We start from the raw sequence: 17,930 nt of genomic DNA on the forward strand, positions 1-17,930 counted from the left end.
TTCAGCAGATCCTCGGGAGCTGTTCCCCGGCGATCCAGTCGACCACGCGCATACCGCCAAGTCTCGTTTTCATCCGCACCAGCGCATGCTGGTCTGTGACGATTTCGCCAATGATTGCGGCATCCCGGCCCATGGGATGAGCGCGTATCTCGGCGAGCAAAGTCTTCGCGTCTTGCGCCACGCAGATGGCGATCAGCTTGCCTTCGTTGGCAACATTCAGCGGGTCGAGGCCGAGCAGTTCGCACGCCGCCGCGACCTCCGGCTTCACCGGAACCGCCGCTTCCCGGATTACCATTCCGACCTTGGACTGCTGCGCGATTTCGTTCAGCGTCGCCGACAGTCCGCCGCGCGTGGGGTCACGCAACACCCGGATACCAGGAACGGAGCCAAGCATCGCCGCCACCAGATCGTGCAGAGCTTGGCTGTCGGAGATAATTTCCGTTTCAAAATCAAGGTGTTCGCGCTTCGACAGGATTGCGACTCCGTGGTCGCCCATGGTGCCGGAGACAAGGATTGCATCGCCCGGCCGGGCATTGCTTCCGGAGATGTCTGTGCCGTCCGCCAGCACGCCAACAGCGGTCGCGGAGATGAAAACGCCGTCGCCTTTGCCCTTCTCCACCACCTTGGTGTCGCCCGTAACCACGGGTACGCCTGCTTCCCGGGCGGCAAAAGCCATTGAAACAACTATTCTTTCCAGTTCGGCCAACGGAAAACCTTCCTCCAGGATGAAGGACGCGGACAACCAGAGCGGCCGCGCGCCCATCATGGCGACGTCGTTAATCGTGCCGTGGACCGCCAGTGCTCCGATATCCCCGCCCGGAAAGAACAGAGGCGAGATGACATGCGCGTCCGTTGCCATCACCAGGCGTCCGCAGACGGTGCCGAGCAGGGCCGCGTCGTTAGCCTGGGCCAGGAACTCGTTGGCCAGATGTCTTTGAAAAATATCCCGAATCAGCTCGGCCATCGCGCGGCCGCCCGCGCCATGCGTCATGTCCACCGCGCCGCGGACCGACGAGGTGGTGACGGCTAGGCTGGGATCGTTCGCGCTCATTATTCCGCCGCCTCCAACAGCTTCGGCTCGCGGAAACGGCCATAGGTCCAGTAGGCCGCGCAGGCGCCTTCGGAGGAGACCATGCATGAGCCAATCGGGTTCTGCGGCGTGCACACGGTGCCGAACAGCTTGCAGTCGGTCGGCTTCTTCACCCCGCGCAGGATCGAAGGGCATTCGCAGGACTTCACCTGGCGCGAAGCCTTGACCGACAGCTCGAAACGCTTCTCGGCGTCGAAATCGGCATAAGCGTCGCGGATGCGCAGGGCGCTGTAGGGCACGGTGCCGAGGCCGCGCCAGTCAAAGGTCTTGCGCAGCTCGAAGACCTCGCTCACCAGTGCCTGCGCCTTGAGGTTGCCCTCCTCGGTCACGACGCGGGTATATTCGTTCTCGACCTCGTGCCGGTCTTCATTGACCTGCCGGATCAGCATCAGGATGGACTGCATGACGTCCAGCGGTTCGAAGCCGGCGATGACAACCGGCTTCTGGAATTCCTCGGCAAAGAATTCATATGGCTGCGAGCCGATCACGGAGGAGACGTGCGAAGGTCCCAGAAACCCGTCAATCTTGACGATGCCCAGTTCCCGCACTTCCGGCGATTCAAGAATGTGAGAGATCGCGGCCGGCGTGAGCACATGGTTGCAGAACACGCTGAAATTCTTGAACCCCTCGGCTTGCGCCGTCTTGATCGCGACGGCCGTCGGCGGCGTCGTGGTTTCGAAACCGATGGCGAAGAAGACGACTTGCCGCTCGGGGTTTTCACGCGCGATCTTTAGGGCATCGAGCGTTGAATAGACCATGCGGACATCCGCTCCGTCCGCCTTGGCGCGGATCAGGCTGCGTTGCTTGGTGCCCGGCACGCGCATCATGTCGCCGTAGGTGCAAAGGATGACCCCGTGCCGCTCGGCGAGCTCCACCGCATCGTCGAGGCGAGAGATGGGAAGCACGCAAACGGGGCATCCGGGTCCGTGCACGAAATGCACGTTCTGCGGCATCAGGTCCTGCACGCCGTGGCGAAAAATCGCATGCGTGTGCCCACCGCAGAACTCCATGAAATGGTAGCTCTTTTCCGGATCAGCCTCGATCGCGATGGCGCCGGCGATGGTCTTCGCAAGCTCCTGGTCGCGATATTCGTCGACATATTTCACGCCGAAATCTCCTCCAGCCCCTCCTCCAGCACGCCCGCTTCGGCCATCAGCTGCAGCGTGCGCTCGGCCTCCTCGGGGCTCACCTTGTGGAGCGCATAACCGACATGGACGAGCACGAAATCGCCAAGCGAAACGTCTGCCACCAAAGCCAATGAGATGCGCTTCGTGACCCTGTCGAACGCGACCACGGCCATGTCGTCATCGAGCAGTTCAACGACGCGGGCGGGAATGGCCAGGCACATCAGGCTGCTCCGAGCTCGGCCGCCCGCCGATGGCCGACTAGCGCCATGGCGCGGACCGCGCCGATCCAGGCCGTCCAGTCCGACATCCCCTCGCCCGTGCGCGCGGAAACCCTCAGCACCTTGATCCGCGGGTTCACCTTTCGGGCGTTGGCGATGCAGGCCTCCACGTCGAAGTCGAGATGCGGCAACAGGTCAGTCTTGTTGAGGATCATGAGATCGGCGGCGGCGAACATGTCGTGATATTTCAATGGCTTGTCCTCTCCCTCGGTGACTGAGAGCACCACCACCTTGTGTGCCTCGCCTAGGTCGAAGCCCGCCGGACAGACGAGGTTTCCCACGTTTTCGACGAGGAGCAGGCCTCCTTCGGCAAGGTCGAGGTGATCTGCGGCATGGCCGACCATATGCGCGTCGAGGTGGCAGCCCTTGCCGGTGTTGACCTGGATCGCGGGCGCGCCGGTGGCGCGGATGCGGTCGGCATCATTGGAAGTCTGCTGGTCGCCCTCGATCACGGCGATCGGCAACTTGCCCTTCAGTGCCTCGATCGTGCGGCAAAGCAGCGTCGTTTTGCCAGAGCCGGGGCTGGAGACGAGGTTGAGCGCAAGCACGCCGCGCTCGGCGAACATTTTCCTGTTCGCATCGGCATACTCGTTGTTCTTGGAATGGATATCCTTTTCCAGCTTGACCATCCGCGCCTGGCTCATGCCCGGCGCACGGGTGCCACCGGGGCCCGAGCCACAATCGTGCACATGATCGTCATGATGGGGGCCGTGATCATGATCGTGGTGGTGATCATGATCGTGGCCGTGATGATGGTGATGGCCATGCGCCTTGCCCTCGATCCGGACGGCGCCCTCGCCGCATCCGCAAATAGTGCACATCAGCTCACCTCCAATTCCCTGATCTTCATTTCTTGGCCGCCGGTCACCTGCAGCTGATGGCTTCCGCAGTCCGGGCATGGATCAAAGCGTGCCGCGATCGGCACGCTCTGGCCGCAAGGCATGCACCAGGCCCTGCCTTCCGTCTCGACGATTTCCAGCCTTGCGTCTTGCGCCAGAGAGCCACGCATGACGACATCGAAGCCGAACTTCAGCGCCTCGACCTCGACAGCGGATAGCCGCCCGATTTCCATGCAGACGCGGCCCACCTTCCGAAAATCCTGTCTCGCGGCCTCTTCCTCGATGATGCCACGGACGCTCTCGCATATCGCCATCTCGTGCATCAGCGGAGCCTGATATCGTAGCCGACGCAGGGGTCGATGGCCCGGACCAGGAGATCGGCCTGGACCGCCAGATCTTCACGTCTGGATGCAGCGAGCGCCGAAAGCGAGCTCGCGGCAATGCCGCTCTCGGCGAAATGAATGCTGGTCGGAGCCGTGATGGCGTAGTCGGCGATTCGGTCGTCGTTCAAAACAATCCGATGTTCCAGCCGGCCGCGTGCTGCCTCGGCGAAGGCAGTAGCAGAGCGGCCCCCGTTCTCGTCGCGAAAGACTTCGCGCGTAGGCACTTCGGACCCCTCCGCGACATCCCGCAGGGCCGCGAGCCCTCCGGCGATCTGCGCCGGCAGCGTCGATGCCTCGACCACGCGGGCAGCCAGCCGCGCGGCCAGGCCGGCTCCACCGTTTTCGGAAAGGAAAGCGCGAACGAGCGGCGCACCAGCCTGCCTGGCGAGGCAGCTCGTGTCGGCCGACGTTTCCTTCGGCAAATGTTCGTTTCCCCCGTTTGTCGTTTCGGGGTGGCCTATCATGGCCCAGCCCCTTGCCAAGACCGGGGCGATGAGACGGGCCGCAATCGTGCCGCGCTCCATAGCCCACTGCGCGAAGGCATCGCGATCCATCTCGCCAAGCGGCTTTTCGCCTTCGTAGACCACGGACTGCGTTAGATGGCTCGCTTCGGCGGCCGTTTCGGCAGCGTCCGCGCCCGGAATCCCCACGCACACGCCGGGAACGAACGCATTCCCGCCTGGAAAAAGTGCCTGCTTGAGGCGCTGCGGCAGGCGCATAGACCGGCGCAGGGTTTTACCGTCGGCAGGCTCGCCCGCGAGACTGGCAGTATCCAAGCCAATGCGCAGCAGGTGCTCGCGCAGCGTTTCGGTAAGCACAAGAAGCCGCCGCGCTTGCTTCGTGCGCCGGTCCGTCCCGATCTCCAGGGCCGCCTCGGCTGCCTCAACGCTCGCCGCCGACTGCGCAATACTACAGACACTGAACAGCGAACCGATCGCCGAGATGACCTCCGTCACCGGCCGGGCTCGCACGATCGGGCCAAGCGCAACCGGGCGCGGCGGCGTGACGATGGCTTCCATAACGCGACCGCCATCGCAGACGAGATCGATGGAGACGCGGCCATCAACGCTCATGCAGCGGTCTCCTCCTTGTCGCCCAAACCGAACAGCCAGCGGCGGGTCAATTTCGCCGGCTGGGAGCTCGCGGGTGTTCCGGCTGTCTCAACCTCGTCCAACGCGCTTGCCTCTTCCTCAGGTAGCCGGCCTTCCCAGACACGGATCATCTCGCCGTCTTCGTCTTCTTCCGCCTCACGGTTGAACAGTTCCGCAAGCACCTGCCGCGCGGCCTCTTGCGCACTCTCCTGGTCGGCGAATTCGAACATCGGCGAGAACAGCGAGCACATGCGGTAGCAGCCGAGCTCCTCTTCATAGGCCCGGAAGAACTCGAACCGGCCCGCCGGGAATGATGCATGCTCCTTCGTGCCCGTAGGCACGCGCGGGCGCGCTTGCCCGTCGCCAAATGGTAGAAGCACGAGGTTCATGAACCAGGGCGTGACAAGAACCGCGAGCCATTTGCCCTGCCACTGCCGCACGCCCACCGCGCTGACGCAAAGCGCCGGATTGAGGATCGGAATTCCTGCCATGGCCGTCCGTTCGATCCGCTGAAACACGAACTCTAGATGGGCAGCGACGGCTTGCGAATGATCCATGTCAATCGCTCACGACCATGAAGCCCTGCTTGGAGCCGTCACAGGTGGGGCAGCTCCAGTTGGCCGGCAGTTCGGCGAAGGGCGTGCCGGGCGGGATCTGCCAGTAGTCGTCGCCCTCAGCCGGGTCGTAGACATGCCAGCAAATCCTGCATTCGAGCCGCGACATCGGGCCGATCTTGGCATTGTCGCCGCCATATGAACCGGCAAAGAAGGAGTCGTTCACCGGTAGACCTCCAGGATTTCGAGGAGCCGCTGGCGGCTGTCCGCAATATCCTCGGGCGCAGCGCGGACCACCCCCGGCAAGGCCGTGACCTCGATCGTGTTGAGGATGAGATCGTCGGTCGAATTGAAGAAGCGCACCCACCAGACGCCGCGCGTCCCCGTCGTGGTCACGCGGCAATTGCCGTAGCCACGCGACAGCACGACCACCGGCCCGTGGCCAAGCAGGCCGTCGAGGAAGGTCAAGTCCTCTTCAGTGTGCGGCAGCAGCGACAGGTTTATGGCGTGCGGCCCGACGTCGGGCCCGACGAGCGGGATGCGGCCATTGAGCTCCGAAATCAGCGGCGGCGCGTTGAAGACGCCCGTCGGATAGGTCGCCGGCGCAGCGAGCGTATTGCGGCAGCCGGCGAAGGCCCTCTCCAGCACGGCCGAGGGAAAGGCGCCGACCTCGACGAAATCGCGCACGAGCCTGCCATCCGTTCCGGTCTGGCGCACGCGCCAGATACCGGCGAGCACCGACTCCTGAGCCTTCAGGTCGTCGCCGCAGATGATCAAGACCTCGCCCTCGCCCAGCGCCTGGTCGATCAGCGCAAGATTGGCGTCGTCGAGGCCGGAAAGATCATGCACCGCGTTTTCGCAATCCGGCGAGGACCGGCCGAGGCTTTCAGCCAGCGCGGAGAGCACCGCCAAAGCAGCTTCGAGCCCGGCGACATTTTCCTTCTCCGGCAACATGGGTGACGCAGAGGTCGCCATGCCCTTCGGCATTTCCATATACTGCAAGTCGCTGCCGTCCCCTTCGCTCGGCTGTGAACCCGGCCCGATGCCGCCGAATAGCGATGCTGCCATGATGCGCCCTCCCGGCCGCTTTCGCTCACTGGAAATGATCGTGGTCGTGACGGTCGTGGGTCGCGCAGGCTTCGGGAAGCTCGAAACGCGGCGGCGCGCTCGGCCCGCGCCTCAGTTTGCCGTCGATCTCAGTGAGGTAGTCTTCCCAGTCGAGCACGCGCTTTATGGCGCCGAGATATTCGCCGTTCCTCAGGAAGACAAGCGCCGGGAAGGCGTCGAAGCGATAGCGGCTTTGCAGCTCGCGTTCGCTCTCGCGCGATACCACGGCGGGCTTGAACACGCCCTGGAAGGCCTGCACCAGCTCCGGGAGGATCACCGCCACATCGTTGCTCTCGGCGAGCCGCAACCAGTCACCGGGAAAAAACAGCGCGGTGAGGTCGTGGGCCTCGGCGAATGCGTCGATGTTCGCCTCGTCAACCACCGGGATGCGGTGGCGCTCCATCATCATGGTGAGAACGGGTGAAAACATGGACTCAGGCGTCCTCCGTGCCTTGCGGTGAAAGGGCTTGCCCCGGCCGCAAATGCTCCGGCAGTTGCGGCTCGCGGCCGACCAGGTCGGCGAAGAGGTGGTCGAGGTCGGTGTCGCCGGCGAGCGCACGCTCCGTCGCTTCGATCGCGTCGGCGATCAGGCGCGCCGTCTCGGCAGTGACAGTCTCGCGCGCGGTGTCGAGGAAGGCGAGTATCCACGTACCCGCTGGCTGGTCGCCCACCAGGGTCATATCGAGGCGCCGCGTGCCGCTGCGACCGGTGCACAGGGCAATGCCGCCGCTGCATTCAACCACCTGGAAGGGAACGCCGACACACATCAGCCCTGCCTTCCAGACGATTGCAAAAGCGCGTCGACCTCGCACTCGAAATTCGCCGGACCAGCGAAGGCACCATTCTCGAGAAGCCGCGCGCCGTGACGACAGGCCTCTTCCGGTCGGGGTCGACCGCTCTCGTAGATGCCGATGCGCATTTCGCGCGAGGCGAGCGTCTCTTCTTCGGCCAGCGGTTCGGTGCGCTTGGCGATCGTCGCGCCGAGCCAGGCGAGCCACTCGATGGCGATCTCGATTGCAGGCTCGATCTGAGCCTTCACCGCGGGCCGGAGACTGCCGCCGTAGTCGTCCAGCTCGACCGGTTGCACGCCGACGAGAAGGAGATGGGCGGGATAGTCACCCATCATCTCGGCCATGGCGAGAACTTCCTGAAAGCCAGTCTGGTGGAGCGAAATCTTCTTCACACCGAGGAAGGCCGGCACCTCGCTGCCTTCGACGAGCTTCAGCGTGCCGGGCGCCAAGCCGTAGTCGACCGCGTCGAACACCACGAGGATGTCGGCCTCGCGGATATGTTGGAGGAGGTAGATGCCCTGCGTGCCGCCATCCATGGCCCGGACGTTGTCCGCCGTTTCGCAGAGCCGGTGGAACTCCTCCACCACGCGGATGCCGAAGCCCTCGTCGGCCCATAGCAGATTTCCGATGCCGAGCACGAGCACCCGTGGCGCGTCGTTCATTGGGAAGCCTCCTTTCGACCTTTTTCTTCCAGCAGCAAGAGGCGGGCCAATTGGCCGGGGGCCGGCAAATGGTTGCGAAATAGGTTGATCTCTGGATAGCGAACGACGCGTATGGAAAGCGCGATGACGATTTTACCGCACAAACGGAAAGTATCCTTCCATTGACGGATACGGCAACGGCCGGACTGAGAACCGAATTCCAGGCCGATGGAAAGTTTGCGTTCACTCGCCCTCCCCACTCCGCCTCGCTCCGCACCTTTGCCCTGAAAGGGATAGAGGAAGGGCGCCGGGCGTTGCGGTTGGCACTTCCTCTCCCCGTCGAACGGAGGAGAGGTGTCGAGGCAAGCCGAGACGAAGTGTGGATCGACTTGAAGGCAACCCGTCTTGAATAAAGGAGCGGGCGCGGGCAAACGCCTGCGCCGGCAGGTGAGGTCGCGAAAGTCCTAGTGGGAATCACGAGGCGCGCCGTTGCCGCGAAAGGTCCGCCAGCCGGAGAACATCGAGGAGATGATCGACTGCTTCGACATGATGTCCTCGCGCACCGCGGCATAGATATGGATGATCACGAAGCAGATGATCACCCACATGCCGAGATGGTGCCAGGTATGCACGTCCTGACTCTGACCGAGAAGTGGGATGACCCAGCTCGAGAACAGGTCGTACTGCCAGGACCCCATGCCGGCCCCCTCGCCGTAGAGCGCCAGTCCGGTCACGATCATGAAGATGGTGAACCAGACGAACAGGAAGTGCATGGCGAGCGTCGCGAGCGGGTTGTGCCCGGAACACTTCATCGGCTCGCTCACCAGCATGGCGTACCAGAGCACCTCGTGCCAGAGCTCCTTCCAGAACCGTCCGTTCCAGACAGGCGGGAGGAATATCTGCCGGGAATGCTCGTTGCCGGCGAAGACCCAGTAGATGCGGAATGCGAAGCCGACGATCAGGACATAGCCCGCAACGAAATGCAGGTAGCGTATCCAGCCGAAGAGGAAACTGGAACTCGCCTCGCCGCCAACCGCCGGCGGCGGCGAGCCGATCAGGTAGCCGGTGCCGGCAAGCATGAGGATGGCGAAGGCATTGACCCAGTGCCAGAGGCGCAGCGGCGCCTCGTAGACATAGACCCCTTCTTCGCCATGCGGAGTTTGGCTCGCGCTCATGGCCGCCCCCTAGCCGCCGAACACGAGCGTAGCGCCCGAGCCGGCAATGACCATGCCGAGCCCGGCGCGCGCCCAAGGCGACGACGCGAGCCTGAGGCCGATGCCGGTGCCGGCCAGATGCAGCGCCGCGGTCGAGAGCGTGAAGCCGGCAATATAGGCAAGTGCCGCGCCGGTCGTCTCGCTCGCATGGGCATGGCCATGGAAGAGGGCGAAGAACCCGGCAAAGCCGATGCCGAGCATGCCGGGAAGGCCGGCACCGGCGACGATCATGATGCCGAGAGCAAGCACGGATAGCGCGATCATGCCTTCGACCGCTGGCAGGCGGATGCCGGCAAAGGCCAACGCCGCACCCGTCATCATCATCGCCACGAAGGTTGCTGGGCCACCAGGACCCGCGACGGCATGGCCACCGCCGACCAGACCCCGACCGCCGCCATGGCGAGAAGGTGGTCGAGTCCCATCAGCGGATGGGCGATGCCGGCGGCGAACCCGTCGGCATGCCCTGCGCCGACATGGGCGAGCGCCGGGCTGGCAAGGACCGCGAGCGAAGCTGCGGCGCCAAGTTTCAGGATAGCGTGTCTCATTTCGATTCCTCCCCTAGCGCACTTTGACATTGGCAAGTTCCTGTCCGTCCGGACCCATGACATGGGTCGAACAGGCAAGGCACGGATCGAAGCTGTGGATCGTCCGCAGGATCTCGACCGGCTCCTCCGGCCGCTCCACCTTGGTCTCCATCAGCGACGCTTCGAAGGCGCCGATATTGCCGGCATGGTCGCGTGGCGAGCCGTTCCAGGTGGTCGGCACGACGCATTGGTAGTTTTCGATCCGGCCGTTCTTGATGCGTATCCAGTGGCCCAACGCCCCGCGCGGCGCTTCGGTGAAGCCGACCCCCTTGACTTCGGCGGGCCAGGACTTCGGATCCCATTTCTGGGTATTGGCCGTCGAGCTGTCTCCAGCCTTGATGGTGGCGATCAGCTTGTCCATGAAGTAGACCTGCTTGCGGGCCGCCCACTGTGCTTCCAGCGCGCGCGCAGCGGTGCGGCCGAGCGTCGAGAACAGCCCCGTCAGCGGTACGCCGAGTGCCCGCAGCGTCGAGTCGACCTGCTCCTTGATCTCCTCGTGGCCCTGGACGTAGCCGACGACATAGCGGGCGAGCGGCCCTACCTCCATCGCATGGCCGCGCCAGCGCGGCGCCTTGATCCAGGAATATTTCGCGCTCTCGTCGATTTCGCGGATGTCGGTGCGCGTGCCCTTGGCATTCGGCCCGAGCTGATAGTTCGGCTCCGTGATACCATCCCATGGATGCAGGCCCTTCGCCTCGTCCGGGTATTTGTACCAAGAGTGGGGCACAAACTCCTGGATCTGCTCGGGATCGCGCACGTCAACGGGCAGCACCTCTTTGAGGTTGCCATCGATGATCGCGCCCTGGGGCATCATCAGGTTGGCTGCCGAATAGTCGTTGGCTTTGTCGGGGATGTCGCCATAGGCAAGAACGCTCTTGCCCGACAGCCCGCCGCCATAGAGCCAGCCCTTGTAGAGACTGCCGATCGCGATGATGTCGGGGATGTAGACGTTGTCGACGAAGGCGATGGCGCGCTCGATGACGCTGCGGACGTAGTTCAGCCGCTCCATGTTGATCGGCGCGCCGGCCGCCATCTCACCGTCGATGTTGATCGCACAAGGCACGCCCCCCACCAGCCAGTTGGGATGGATGTCCTTGCCGCCGAAGATCGTGCGCGTCGTCATGATCTCCTTCTGGAAGTCAAGCGCTTCCAGATAGTGCGTTACCGCCATCAGATTGGCCTCCGGCGGCAGCAGATAGGCCGGGTTGGTCCAGTAGCCGTTCTTGAACGGCCCGAGCTGGCCGCTCTCGACGAACTTCTTCAGCCGGTTCTGGATGTCACGGAAATAGCCCGGCGAGGACATCGGGTGGCTCGGCGAAACCGCCTGCTGCAGCTCCGACGTCGCCTTCGGGTCGGCTCTCAATGCGTTAACCGGATTGACCCAGTCGAGCGCGTGCAGGTGGTAGAAGTGGACCAGATGATCGTGCACCTGCAACGAGAGCTGCATGATGTTGCGGATCGAATTGGCGTTCTCCGGGATTATGATGCCCAGTGCGTCCTCGACCGCACGCACCGAGGTGAGCGCGTGCGTGCCGGTGCACACGCCGCAGATGCGCTGGGTGAAGGCCCAGGCGTCGCGCGGGTCGCGGCCCTTGAGGATGACCTCGAGCCCGCGCCACATGGTGCCGGTCGAGACCGCGTTGCGGATGATGTTGTTCTCGTCGATGTTCACCTCGCAGCGCATATGGCCTTCGATCCGCGTGACCGGATCGACGACCACGCGCTGGCCGGAGGTGTCGAGATTGAAGCCGTTCGGCGTCTGGATGACCATCACTTGTTCCCTCCCTTTTCGCGCATCCGCTTGACCACGCTCGCCGCCGCATGCGCGGCCGCGGCGGCGCCGATGAGGGTCGCGGCCGTCGTGCCGATCCTGTCGGCATCGGCCTCGATGCCGAAGCCGTGGACGCGGGTCAGGCGGCTGTAGAAATCGCCCTTGTCCCAGAAGCCGTCCTCGGAGCAGCCGATGCAGGGATGGCCGGCCTGGATCGGGAAGGAGAGGCCGCCGTTCCAGCCCACCGTCGAGCAGGCGTTGTAAGTGGTCGGTCCCTTGCAGCCGACCTTGTAGAGGCAATAGCCCTTGCGCGCGCCCTCGTCATCGAAGGACTCGACGAACTGGCCGGCGTCGAAATGCGGGCGCCGATAGCATTTGTCGTGGATGCGCTGGCTGTAGAACATCTTCGGCCGGCCCTGCCGGTCGAGCTCTGGGAATTTTTCAAAGGTCAGGATGTAGGTGATGACGGCCGTCATCACTTCTGGGATCGGCGGGCAGCCGGGAACCTTGATGATCGGCTTGTCCGGCAGGCCCGGAACCTTATGGACGGGCGTGGCCCGCGTCGGGTTCGGCCGCGCGGCCTGCACGCAGCCCCAGGAGGCGCAGGAGCCCCAGGAGATGATCGCCTTGGCGTTGGAGGCGGCATGGTTGAGCTGGTCGACGAAGGGCTTGCCGCCGATGATGCAGAACATGCCGTCCTCGTTGAGCGGCGCATTGCCTTCGACCGCGAGGATGTAGTTGCCCTTGTACTGTTCGACGACCTCGTCGACGATCGCCTCGGCCTGATGGCCGGCGGCCGCCATGAGCGTGTCGTCATAATCGAGTGAAAGCATCGACAGCACGACGTCCTTGGCGAGCGGGTGCGCCGAGCGGATGAAGCTTTCGGAGCAGCAAGTGCATTCAAGCCCGTGCAGCCACAGCACCGGAATGCGCGGCTTGGACTCCATCGCGTAAGCTATTTTCGGCGCAAAGGCCGGTCCAAGGCCGAGGGAAGCCGCCGTCAGGCTGCAGAATTTCAGGAAACTTCGGCGGGTGATCCCCTGTCGGCGCATGACCTCGTAGAATGTTTGTTGCATCAGGCCTTCCTCCACAGGCGGCGGCGTCTCCTGGTGCCGCGGACATGCGAAGGCGGAGCAAGTCCGATGCCAGAGTTAAAAAGCCGAATAAATTCAAAACTCAGATGCTCTTCGAGGCGTTGACTTGTTCCGGTCGCCGGCAAAGGAGTGGAAACCGGGCTGGCAGATTTCGAACAAAGTTTCCGCGATGCGGCGAGACGAGCGAAGAGGCCTGGCGGCGGGTGCCGACGGGATTTCGGCGGGCCTCGACCGACCTCGCCCAGAGCCACGCGCGGCTTGTCAGGACGGCCGAGCAGATCGCGCTTGGCCTGCGCGGCTACAGCAGACTGGGAATCGCGGGATTTGCACCATCTACTTGTCGCCGCTTGCGTTGAAACCGCTGTTGTCGGGTTTGTCGCATCCGCGACACGGTGATGTTCGGCCGCGCGCCGCCGCACTCGCAGCTAAGCCGTTGAATAAAATGCAGACTGGTTTGTCTGAGGCTGCACGTGCCGCGGTCGTGACCGGTCTTTCATTGCGTGAGGCCGAACGTGCGATTGCAGCTCCTGCCGCCGCGCAAAGAGAGGTTCAAGATTTGTGCCAACTGCGCTTGGCCGGCAGGTGGCATAGAGCGGCGCCTGAGAATGAAAGTGCCGGCCGCCCAGCCTTCATAGCCGTTCCTCCTTTGTGGCGTGACGGCCCGAAAGTCGCCATCGCGTCAGATGTTCATCAGGGTTCGGCATAGCCGGGGCTCGTCCGGCGACAGTCATGGCAGCGACTTCGCTTCTGGAGCCGCTCATCCGGCCGATAAGAACACATGCGCGTCCTAAGCCGTAATTGATCCGCCGGAGCTGACCAAAGCCACCTTGCTCTGCTTGCGGCAATGGCGATTGCAGGCGAGAAGCCGAGAAGAACCGATGCCGCGAGGAGTCCTGAGGCCATCCGTCCACGAGACGTCACCAGGGAACGAAGTATTGCGTTCCGCGTTACACTACCGTATATACGTCCGCAGCACAGGAGCGCGCCATGGCCACCACAGCCACCAGGAAGGAAACACCCGTCTCGATGCGGTTTCGCGACGATGATCTCACCATCATCGACCGCGGCGCGGAGCTGCTCGGCCTGTCGCGCACGGAGTTCATGCGGCGCGCCGCGCTGCACGAGGCGCAGACGGCCATCCTCAACGAAACCGTCATCCGCGTGTCCCCGGAAGCTTATGACGCCTTCATGCAGGCGATCTCAGCCCCCGCCGCTGCGCCCCCGCCGAAGGCGGCCGAGCGGCTGCGTCGGTCCCCGCCCTGGGACCGCTAGGTGGCGCTTTCAGGCATCGAACTCCTCGACGACGCGCACCGCCTCGACAGCTTCGATTGCGGCAAGCCGGCGCTGAACGCTTGGCTGGCCGGCTTCGCGCGAACGAACCAGGTCCGCGGCTTTACCCGGGTCCTGGTCGTTCACGATGAGGGAACAGTCGTCGGCTATTACGGCCTCGCGCCGGGCGTGATCCAGCCAAACAGCGCACCGCGCGCCATCCGCACCGGACGCCCGCCCGATCCGATCCCCTGCCTGTTGATTGGACAACTCGCCGTCGACCATCGCTATGCCGGACAAGGCATCGGCAGCGGCCTGGTCAAGGACGCGCTGCATCGCTGCGTCGCCGGCGCCGACATCGTCGGCGGCCGCGCAGTGGTGGTGCGGGCGATCGACGCCGAGGCCGAGCGCTACTGGCAGAGCTGGGGCTTCATTCCCGCGCGGGACAATCCGTCGGTGCTCATGCGCTCGATCCAGGACGTGGGCCTCTGGCTGGCCGACAAAGGCCACTAGCTCCACGCGCGTAGCGCCTCCCGTAGCGGCAGCGTCCGGGCGCGCCGGCCTGCAGCCGGATGACGATCCCTCACGCAGGGCCAGAGGGAGACGGCGGTCAGAGCGAGGAAGCTAGCAATAATCTGGGCGACTGGGCTGCCTACCAGGTCCCGTCTCGTGAAGGCGCTAGAGGATACTGGATCCAGCCGCCAAAGACCGGGAGATGGCGCGACGCGCGGACTTTGGGATGATAGTCTGGGACGGCGCATCGCCCGGCACGGCCGTCAACGTGCTTCAGCTCGCCATCGCGAACAAGCCGTGCGTCATTTGCGATCTGGCCAGGGGCAGCATGGCGACTACGTACAATGTGGGAGACTGGTGCGCCATGCTCCGCGATGCCGGTCCAGACATTCGGCGCGCCAAGCCGAAGCCCGCATGGCCCCGGACGAGCGCCTGGCGTTGCCGGGATGATGTACGCGCGGTCCCGGCGGGTTCGACCCGATAGGCTTGATCCGGCCCCGCCCCCAACTCCACTTGTATGAACGGCCGGGGCCGGCCCTTTTCGAAACCGGCCCACCGCCGCGTGACGTTTGCAGGATGATCGTCTTGACCCGTCTCGCATCTGAAGCGGGTGCAAGCCTGCCGAACATTCCGGCTGCTTGGTCATCCAACCTGGCTGCGAGGCATCGCCACCGTGGGGGTGGCGTTCGCTGCCAGTCGGCTCCGATCTCGAAACCGCTGCGCCGCCATACCGAACACGCAACTCGGTTTAAGCGCCAGGCTGCTGTTCGAGGTATTGACGACCCAGGCGACATGACCGGAAAGGCTGGCGGGGTAAGCAGCTTCCATCGATCCGGCGGCATTGCGGATGTGGCTGGCGATGGCGGCCTGAGTTCTTGTCCATCTGCCGCATAGCGGGTGGTCAGGTGCTGGCCGAAGCATTTGTCTCTCAAGGTCACCCCTTGGAAATCCAGCACCAGCGGCTTGTCGGGACAAGATAGATGCTATCGGGATTTGGCCGCCGCAGCCGCGAGCATCGCTTCTCCCATCCCATTGACGCCTCGGGCATTCAGCATTTCACCAGCGTTCTGAATGTCGCGCACCTCTTTGTTCTGGCTGAGTTTTGATTTACCAACCAGGCCGGTGATCTCGATTTCCAGGGCGACGATCCCCTTAACCATCGTGTCAATGAAGTCCTTCGGCGCGTCGCCCATCTTCCACGGGGCAGGCTGCGAGGCTTCATGCATGTGAGTGAGCTTCGCCACGTTACGGCGCACATAGCGCTCATCATCCCGGACAGTGATGCGTCCGTGGGCGTGGACGACGAGATAGTTCCATGTGGGCACCTGCTTATGGAATTCATGCTTGCTTGGATACCAGTTCGGCGAGATGTAAGCGTCGGCCGCACGGAAGATAACGAGGACTTCATCGCCATTGGCAACTTCCTCCCAGACTGGATTTTTGCGTGCAACATGGCAATTGAGGACGCCTTTGTCTCCCTTCGAGCGGTCAAGCTCGAAGGGAATGTGGTTCGCGTCGAGTGTGCCTTTGCTGTGGGTGACCAGGATACCGAGCGGATGTCTCCCGATTAGGTCAAGCAGGGTGTTGTGATCGGGGACGGCAAAATGGGGCGGAACGTACAACGGTGGATCTCCTGTCGCGAATGGGCGGTCGTTAGCGAGCGGCGGTGTCTTGCGGAACGGGCCCGGGCATCTTCGTTGCCGGCGAAGAGGGCCCCGGATCTCGCTGTCCACCATGCTCAAGAACTGCCATCGAGAAGTGGGCAGGCAGATCAGATGCCGCCGCGTATGAGTGCGGTTGGTCAGTGACAAGCCGCACACTCTCGCCTTGGCTCAAAATTACTGCGTGGGTACCCACCACGACACTTAGGGACCCCTGAGTCACCGAGATCAGCTCGCGCGTATCCGGACTATGAGCATCTGCGGAAAACACGTCGCCCGGCATAATGGCCCAGCTCCACAGTTCGAACATCGTTCGTCCCGAGATCGATGAATGAAGTTGTGCAAAGCTTCCTTTAGCGCTTGTCCAAAGCGTCCTCGTCTCTGTCCGCTCAATAGGAAGGCGAACTGTGGAAGGATGGTCATTCAACAAATCGGCCACCGAAAGCGAAAACGCCGCCGCCAGTCGGCAAAGTATGCCGATGCTGGGGTTCGCCTTGCCTTGCTCCAGCGTGACGACGGTTCCCTTGGATAAGCCGCTCAGTTTTGCCAGTCGATCCAGGGTCAGGTTTTGGTCGCGCCTCAATTGTCGGATCCGAACCGCTATCGCTTGGCCAAGCACCCGCTCGGGGTCCAACGCTGTCGTAACATCGGTCATTATATTGACTTAGTGCCTCGGCTCACTTATTACGGTCAATATAATGACCGGCCTGAAATTGTGCAACTGCCCCGTTAGCGAGGAAATGACCGATGCGTTTTGAAACAAAGGCGATCCATTGCGGCCGAGCTGTCGACGCTTCCACAGGGGCGGTGTCCCTGCCGCTGCACACCAGCACGACGTTCCGACGTAGCGTCGACGGCTCGTTTCCTTCCGGATTCGAATACACGCGGGATGGAAATCCGACGCGCAACGCGTTCGAAATGGCCATGGCCGCGCTCGAGGGCGGAGAAGATGGCATTGCCTTCGCGTCGGGCATGGCTGCAATCGCTGCAGTCTTTGAGAGCCATCCGTCGACGGGTCGGATCGTTCTGCCGGATGACATGTATTTCGGCATTCGTTCGCTGATTGACGAGACCGACATTGGATCTCGCTTCGACTTTGCGGCCGTCGACATGCGCGATCTGGATGCCGTGCGCGCCGCGGTCACGTCGAAGCGGACTGGCCTCGTCTGGGTCGAGACGCCGTCAAACCCGATGATCCGCGTTGTCGACATTTCGGCCATCTGCAAAATCGCGCACGAGGCTGGCGCCTTGGCCGTAGTGGACAACACGTGGGCAACTCCAGTGCTTCAACGGCCCCTCGAAGTTGGGGCGGACGCGGTCATGCACTCGGCGACAAAGTACATCGGCGGCCACTCGGACTTGATGGCGGGCGTCGTCATTGTCCCGCACTCGTCACCCCTCGGTCGCCCACTGCGGATGGTCCAGAGACACAAGGGCAGCGTCGCAGCGCCATTCGACTGTTGGCTGGCATTGCGGGGCCTGCAGACATTGTCGGTACGCGTGCGCGCGCATTGCGAAGGCGCCCAGAAGGTTGCTGAGGCTTTGGCGTCTCATCCGCGTGTCGAAAAAGTACTTTTTCCTGGCCTGCAAACTGATCCGGGACACGATCTCGCTAAGCGGCAAATGAGCCATTACGGAGCGATGCTATCCTTTATCGTCAAAGGCGGAGCCGATGCTGCGATGGCTGTGGCCGGCCGCCTCGAGGTTGTTGCCCGGGCGACAAGCCTTGGCGGGACGCACTCTCTGATTGAGCATCGCGCATCCGTCGAGGGTGCCAAGTCCAAGGCGCCAGGCGGATTACTGCGAATCTCAGTGGGACTTGAGCATCCTCAGGACATTGTCGATGATCTGATGCAGGCCCTAGGCGGAACCTTCAAAGCGGCAGCCGAATGACGCGGGTGCAAGAACTCTGGCAGCGCTTTA

Annotated in this window: 22 protein-coding genes; 3 read left to right on the top strand and 19 right to left on the bottom strand. The window is 63.3% G+C overall.

Annotation, left to right across the window (positions count from 1 at the left end):
- Position 1 precedes the first annotated feature (1 nt).
- The 17 genes from hypE to NKI29_RS24160 form a co-directional block, all read right to left on the bottom strand.
- A complete protein-coding gene (gene hypE, locus NKI29_RS24080; RefSeq protein ID WP_352797411.1) occupies positions 2–1,051 on the bottom strand; it encodes a hydrogenase expression/formation protein HypE in 1,050 nt (349 codons plus the stop codon).
- Positions 1,051–2,196: a hydrogenase formation protein HypD gene (gene hypD, locus NKI29_RS24085; RefSeq protein ID WP_023679101.1), complete on the bottom strand. Its 1,146-nt coding sequence runs from the start codon at positions 2,194–2,196 to the stop codon at positions 1,051–1,053. The genes hypE and hypD overlap by 1 nt, the downstream gene beginning before the upstream one ends.
- The gene (locus NKI29_RS24090; protein WP_023679102.1) at positions 2,193–2,438 is read right to left on the bottom strand and encodes a HypC/HybG/HupF family hydrogenase formation chaperone; all 246 of its coding nucleotides are present in this window, start codon (positions 2,436–2,438) and stop codon (positions 2,193–2,195) included. The genes hypD and NKI29_RS24090 overlap by 4 nt, the downstream gene beginning before the upstream one ends.
- Positions 2,438–3,316 carry a hydrogenase nickel incorporation protein HypB gene (gene hypB / locus NKI29_RS24095; protein ID WP_023679103.1) on the bottom strand — a complete coding sequence of 293 codons (879 nt, stop codon included), beginning with the start codon at positions 3,314–3,316 and terminating at the stop codon, positions 2,438–2,440. The genes NKI29_RS24090 and hypB overlap by 1 nt, the downstream gene beginning before the upstream one ends.
- Complete coding sequence (hypA, locus tag NKI29_RS24100; protein WP_023679104.1) at positions 3,316–3,657, bottom strand: hydrogenase maturation nickel metallochaperone HypA; 342 nt, start codon at positions 3,655–3,657, stop codon at positions 3,316–3,318. The genes hypB and hypA overlap by 1 nt, the downstream gene beginning before the upstream one ends.
- A complete protein-coding gene (locus NKI29_RS24105; RefSeq protein WP_023679105.1) occupies positions 3,657–4,790 on the bottom strand; it encodes a hypothetical protein in 1,134 nt (377 codons plus the stop codon). The genes hypA and NKI29_RS24105 overlap by 1 nt, the downstream gene beginning before the upstream one ends.
- Positions 4,787–5,365 carry a [NiFe]-hydrogenase assembly chaperone HybE gene (gene hybE, locus NKI29_RS24110; RefSeq protein ID WP_023679106.1) on the bottom strand — a complete coding sequence of 193 codons (579 nt, stop codon included), beginning with the start codon at positions 5,363–5,365 and terminating at the stop codon, positions 4,787–4,789. Before hybE ends, NKI29_RS24105 begins: the two co-directional genes overlap by 4 nt.
- Before the next feature lies 1 nt (position 5,366).
- Entirely contained in the window at positions 5,367–5,588 is a 222-nt protein-coding gene (locus tag NKI29_RS24115) for a rubredoxin (RefSeq protein WP_023679107.1), read from the bottom strand.
- Positions 5,585–6,430: a hydrogenase expression/formation protein gene (locus tag NKI29_RS24120; RefSeq protein WP_023679108.1), complete on the bottom strand. Its 846-nt coding sequence runs from the start codon at positions 6,428–6,430 to the stop codon at positions 5,585–5,587. The genes NKI29_RS24115 and NKI29_RS24120 overlap by 4 nt, the downstream gene beginning before the upstream one ends.
- Before the next feature lie 25 nt (positions 6,431–6,455).
- Complete coding sequence (locus NKI29_RS24125; RefSeq protein WP_023679109.1) at positions 6,456–6,899, bottom strand: thioredoxin domain-containing protein; 444 nt, start codon at positions 6,897–6,899, stop codon at positions 6,456–6,458.
- Between the two features lie 4 nt (positions 6,900–6,903).
- Positions 6,904–7,236 carry a HypC/HybG/HupF family hydrogenase formation chaperone gene (locus NKI29_RS24130; protein WP_023679110.1) on the bottom strand — a complete coding sequence of 111 codons (333 nt, stop codon included), beginning with the start codon at positions 7,234–7,236 and terminating at the stop codon, positions 6,904–6,906.
- Positions 7,236–7,922 carry a HyaD/HybD family hydrogenase maturation endopeptidase gene (locus tag NKI29_RS24135; protein WP_352572506.1) on the bottom strand — a complete coding sequence of 229 codons (687 nt, stop codon included), beginning with the start codon at positions 7,920–7,922 and terminating at the stop codon, positions 7,236–7,238. The genes NKI29_RS24130 and NKI29_RS24135 overlap by 1 nt, the downstream gene beginning before the upstream one ends.
- A 443-nt stretch (positions 7,923–8,365) precedes the next feature.
- On the bottom strand, positions 8,366–9,076 hold the full coding sequence (gene cybH, locus NKI29_RS24140) for a Ni/Fe-hydrogenase, b-type cytochrome subunit (RefSeq protein ID WP_023679113.1): 711 nt from the start codon (positions 9,074–9,076) through the stop codon (positions 8,366–8,368).
- Between the two features lie 9 nt (positions 9,077–9,085).
- Positions 9,086–9,439 (bottom strand): HupE/UreJ family protein, encoded by a 354-nt coding sequence (locus NKI29_RS24145; protein ID WP_352797444.1) that lies wholly within the window; start codon positions 9,437–9,439, stop codon positions 9,086–9,088.
- A complete protein-coding gene (locus NKI29_RS24150; RefSeq protein ID WP_051406206.1) occupies positions 9,436–9,660 on the bottom strand; it encodes a HupE/UreJ family protein in 225 nt (74 codons plus the stop codon). The genes NKI29_RS24145 and NKI29_RS24150 overlap by 4 nt, the downstream gene beginning before the upstream one ends.
- A gap of 13 nt (positions 9,661–9,673) precedes the next feature.
- Positions 9,674–11,470, bottom strand: a complete 1,797-nt coding sequence (locus NKI29_RS24155) for a nickel-dependent hydrogenase large subunit (RefSeq protein ID WP_023679114.1) — start codon at positions 11,468–11,470, stop codon at positions 9,674–9,676.
- On the bottom strand, positions 11,470–12,546 hold the full coding sequence (locus NKI29_RS24160; protein WP_023679115.1) for a hydrogenase small subunit: 1,077 nt from the start codon (positions 12,544–12,546) through the stop codon (positions 11,470–11,472). Before NKI29_RS24160 ends, NKI29_RS24155 begins: the two co-directional genes overlap by 1 nt.
- 1,005 nt (positions 12,547–13,551) lie before the next feature.
- Between NKI29_RS24160 and NKI29_RS24165 the strand changes: the two genes are divergently transcribed.
- Complete coding sequence (locus NKI29_RS24165) at positions 13,552–13,836, top strand: type II toxin-antitoxin system TacA family antitoxin (protein ID WP_023679116.1); 285 nt, start codon at positions 13,552–13,554, stop codon at positions 13,834–13,836.
- Positions 13,837–14,346, top strand: a complete 510-nt coding sequence (locus NKI29_RS24170; protein ID WP_023679117.1) for a GNAT family N-acetyltransferase — start codon at positions 13,837–13,839, stop codon at positions 14,344–14,346. It begins immediately after the preceding gene.
- Positions 14,347–15,329: 983 nt separating this feature from the next.
- Here the strand turns inward: NKI29_RS24170 and NKI29_RS24175 are convergent.
- Entirely contained in the window at positions 15,330–15,968 is a 639-nt protein-coding gene (locus tag NKI29_RS24175; protein WP_023679119.1) for an FMN-binding negative transcriptional regulator, read from the bottom strand.
- A gap of 31 nt (positions 15,969–15,999) precedes the next feature.
- Positions 16,000–16,662 (bottom strand): helix-turn-helix domain-containing protein, encoded by a 663-nt coding sequence (locus NKI29_RS24180; RefSeq protein WP_352572066.1) that lies wholly within the window; start codon positions 16,660–16,662, stop codon positions 16,000–16,002.
- A 92-nt stretch (positions 16,663–16,754) separates the two neighbouring features.
- Between NKI29_RS24180 and NKI29_RS24185 the strand changes: the two genes are divergently transcribed.
- Positions 16,755–17,900, top strand: a complete 1,146-nt coding sequence (locus tag NKI29_RS24185) for a trans-sulfuration enzyme family protein (protein WP_023679121.1) — start codon at positions 16,755–16,757, stop codon at positions 17,898–17,900.
- Positions 17,901–17,930: the final 30 nt, after the last annotated feature.

This window comes from Mesorhizobium sp. M0678 (assembly GCF_040320505.1).
GTDB lineage: Bacteria > Pseudomonadota > Alphaproteobacteria > Rhizobiales > Rhizobiaceae > Mesorhizobium.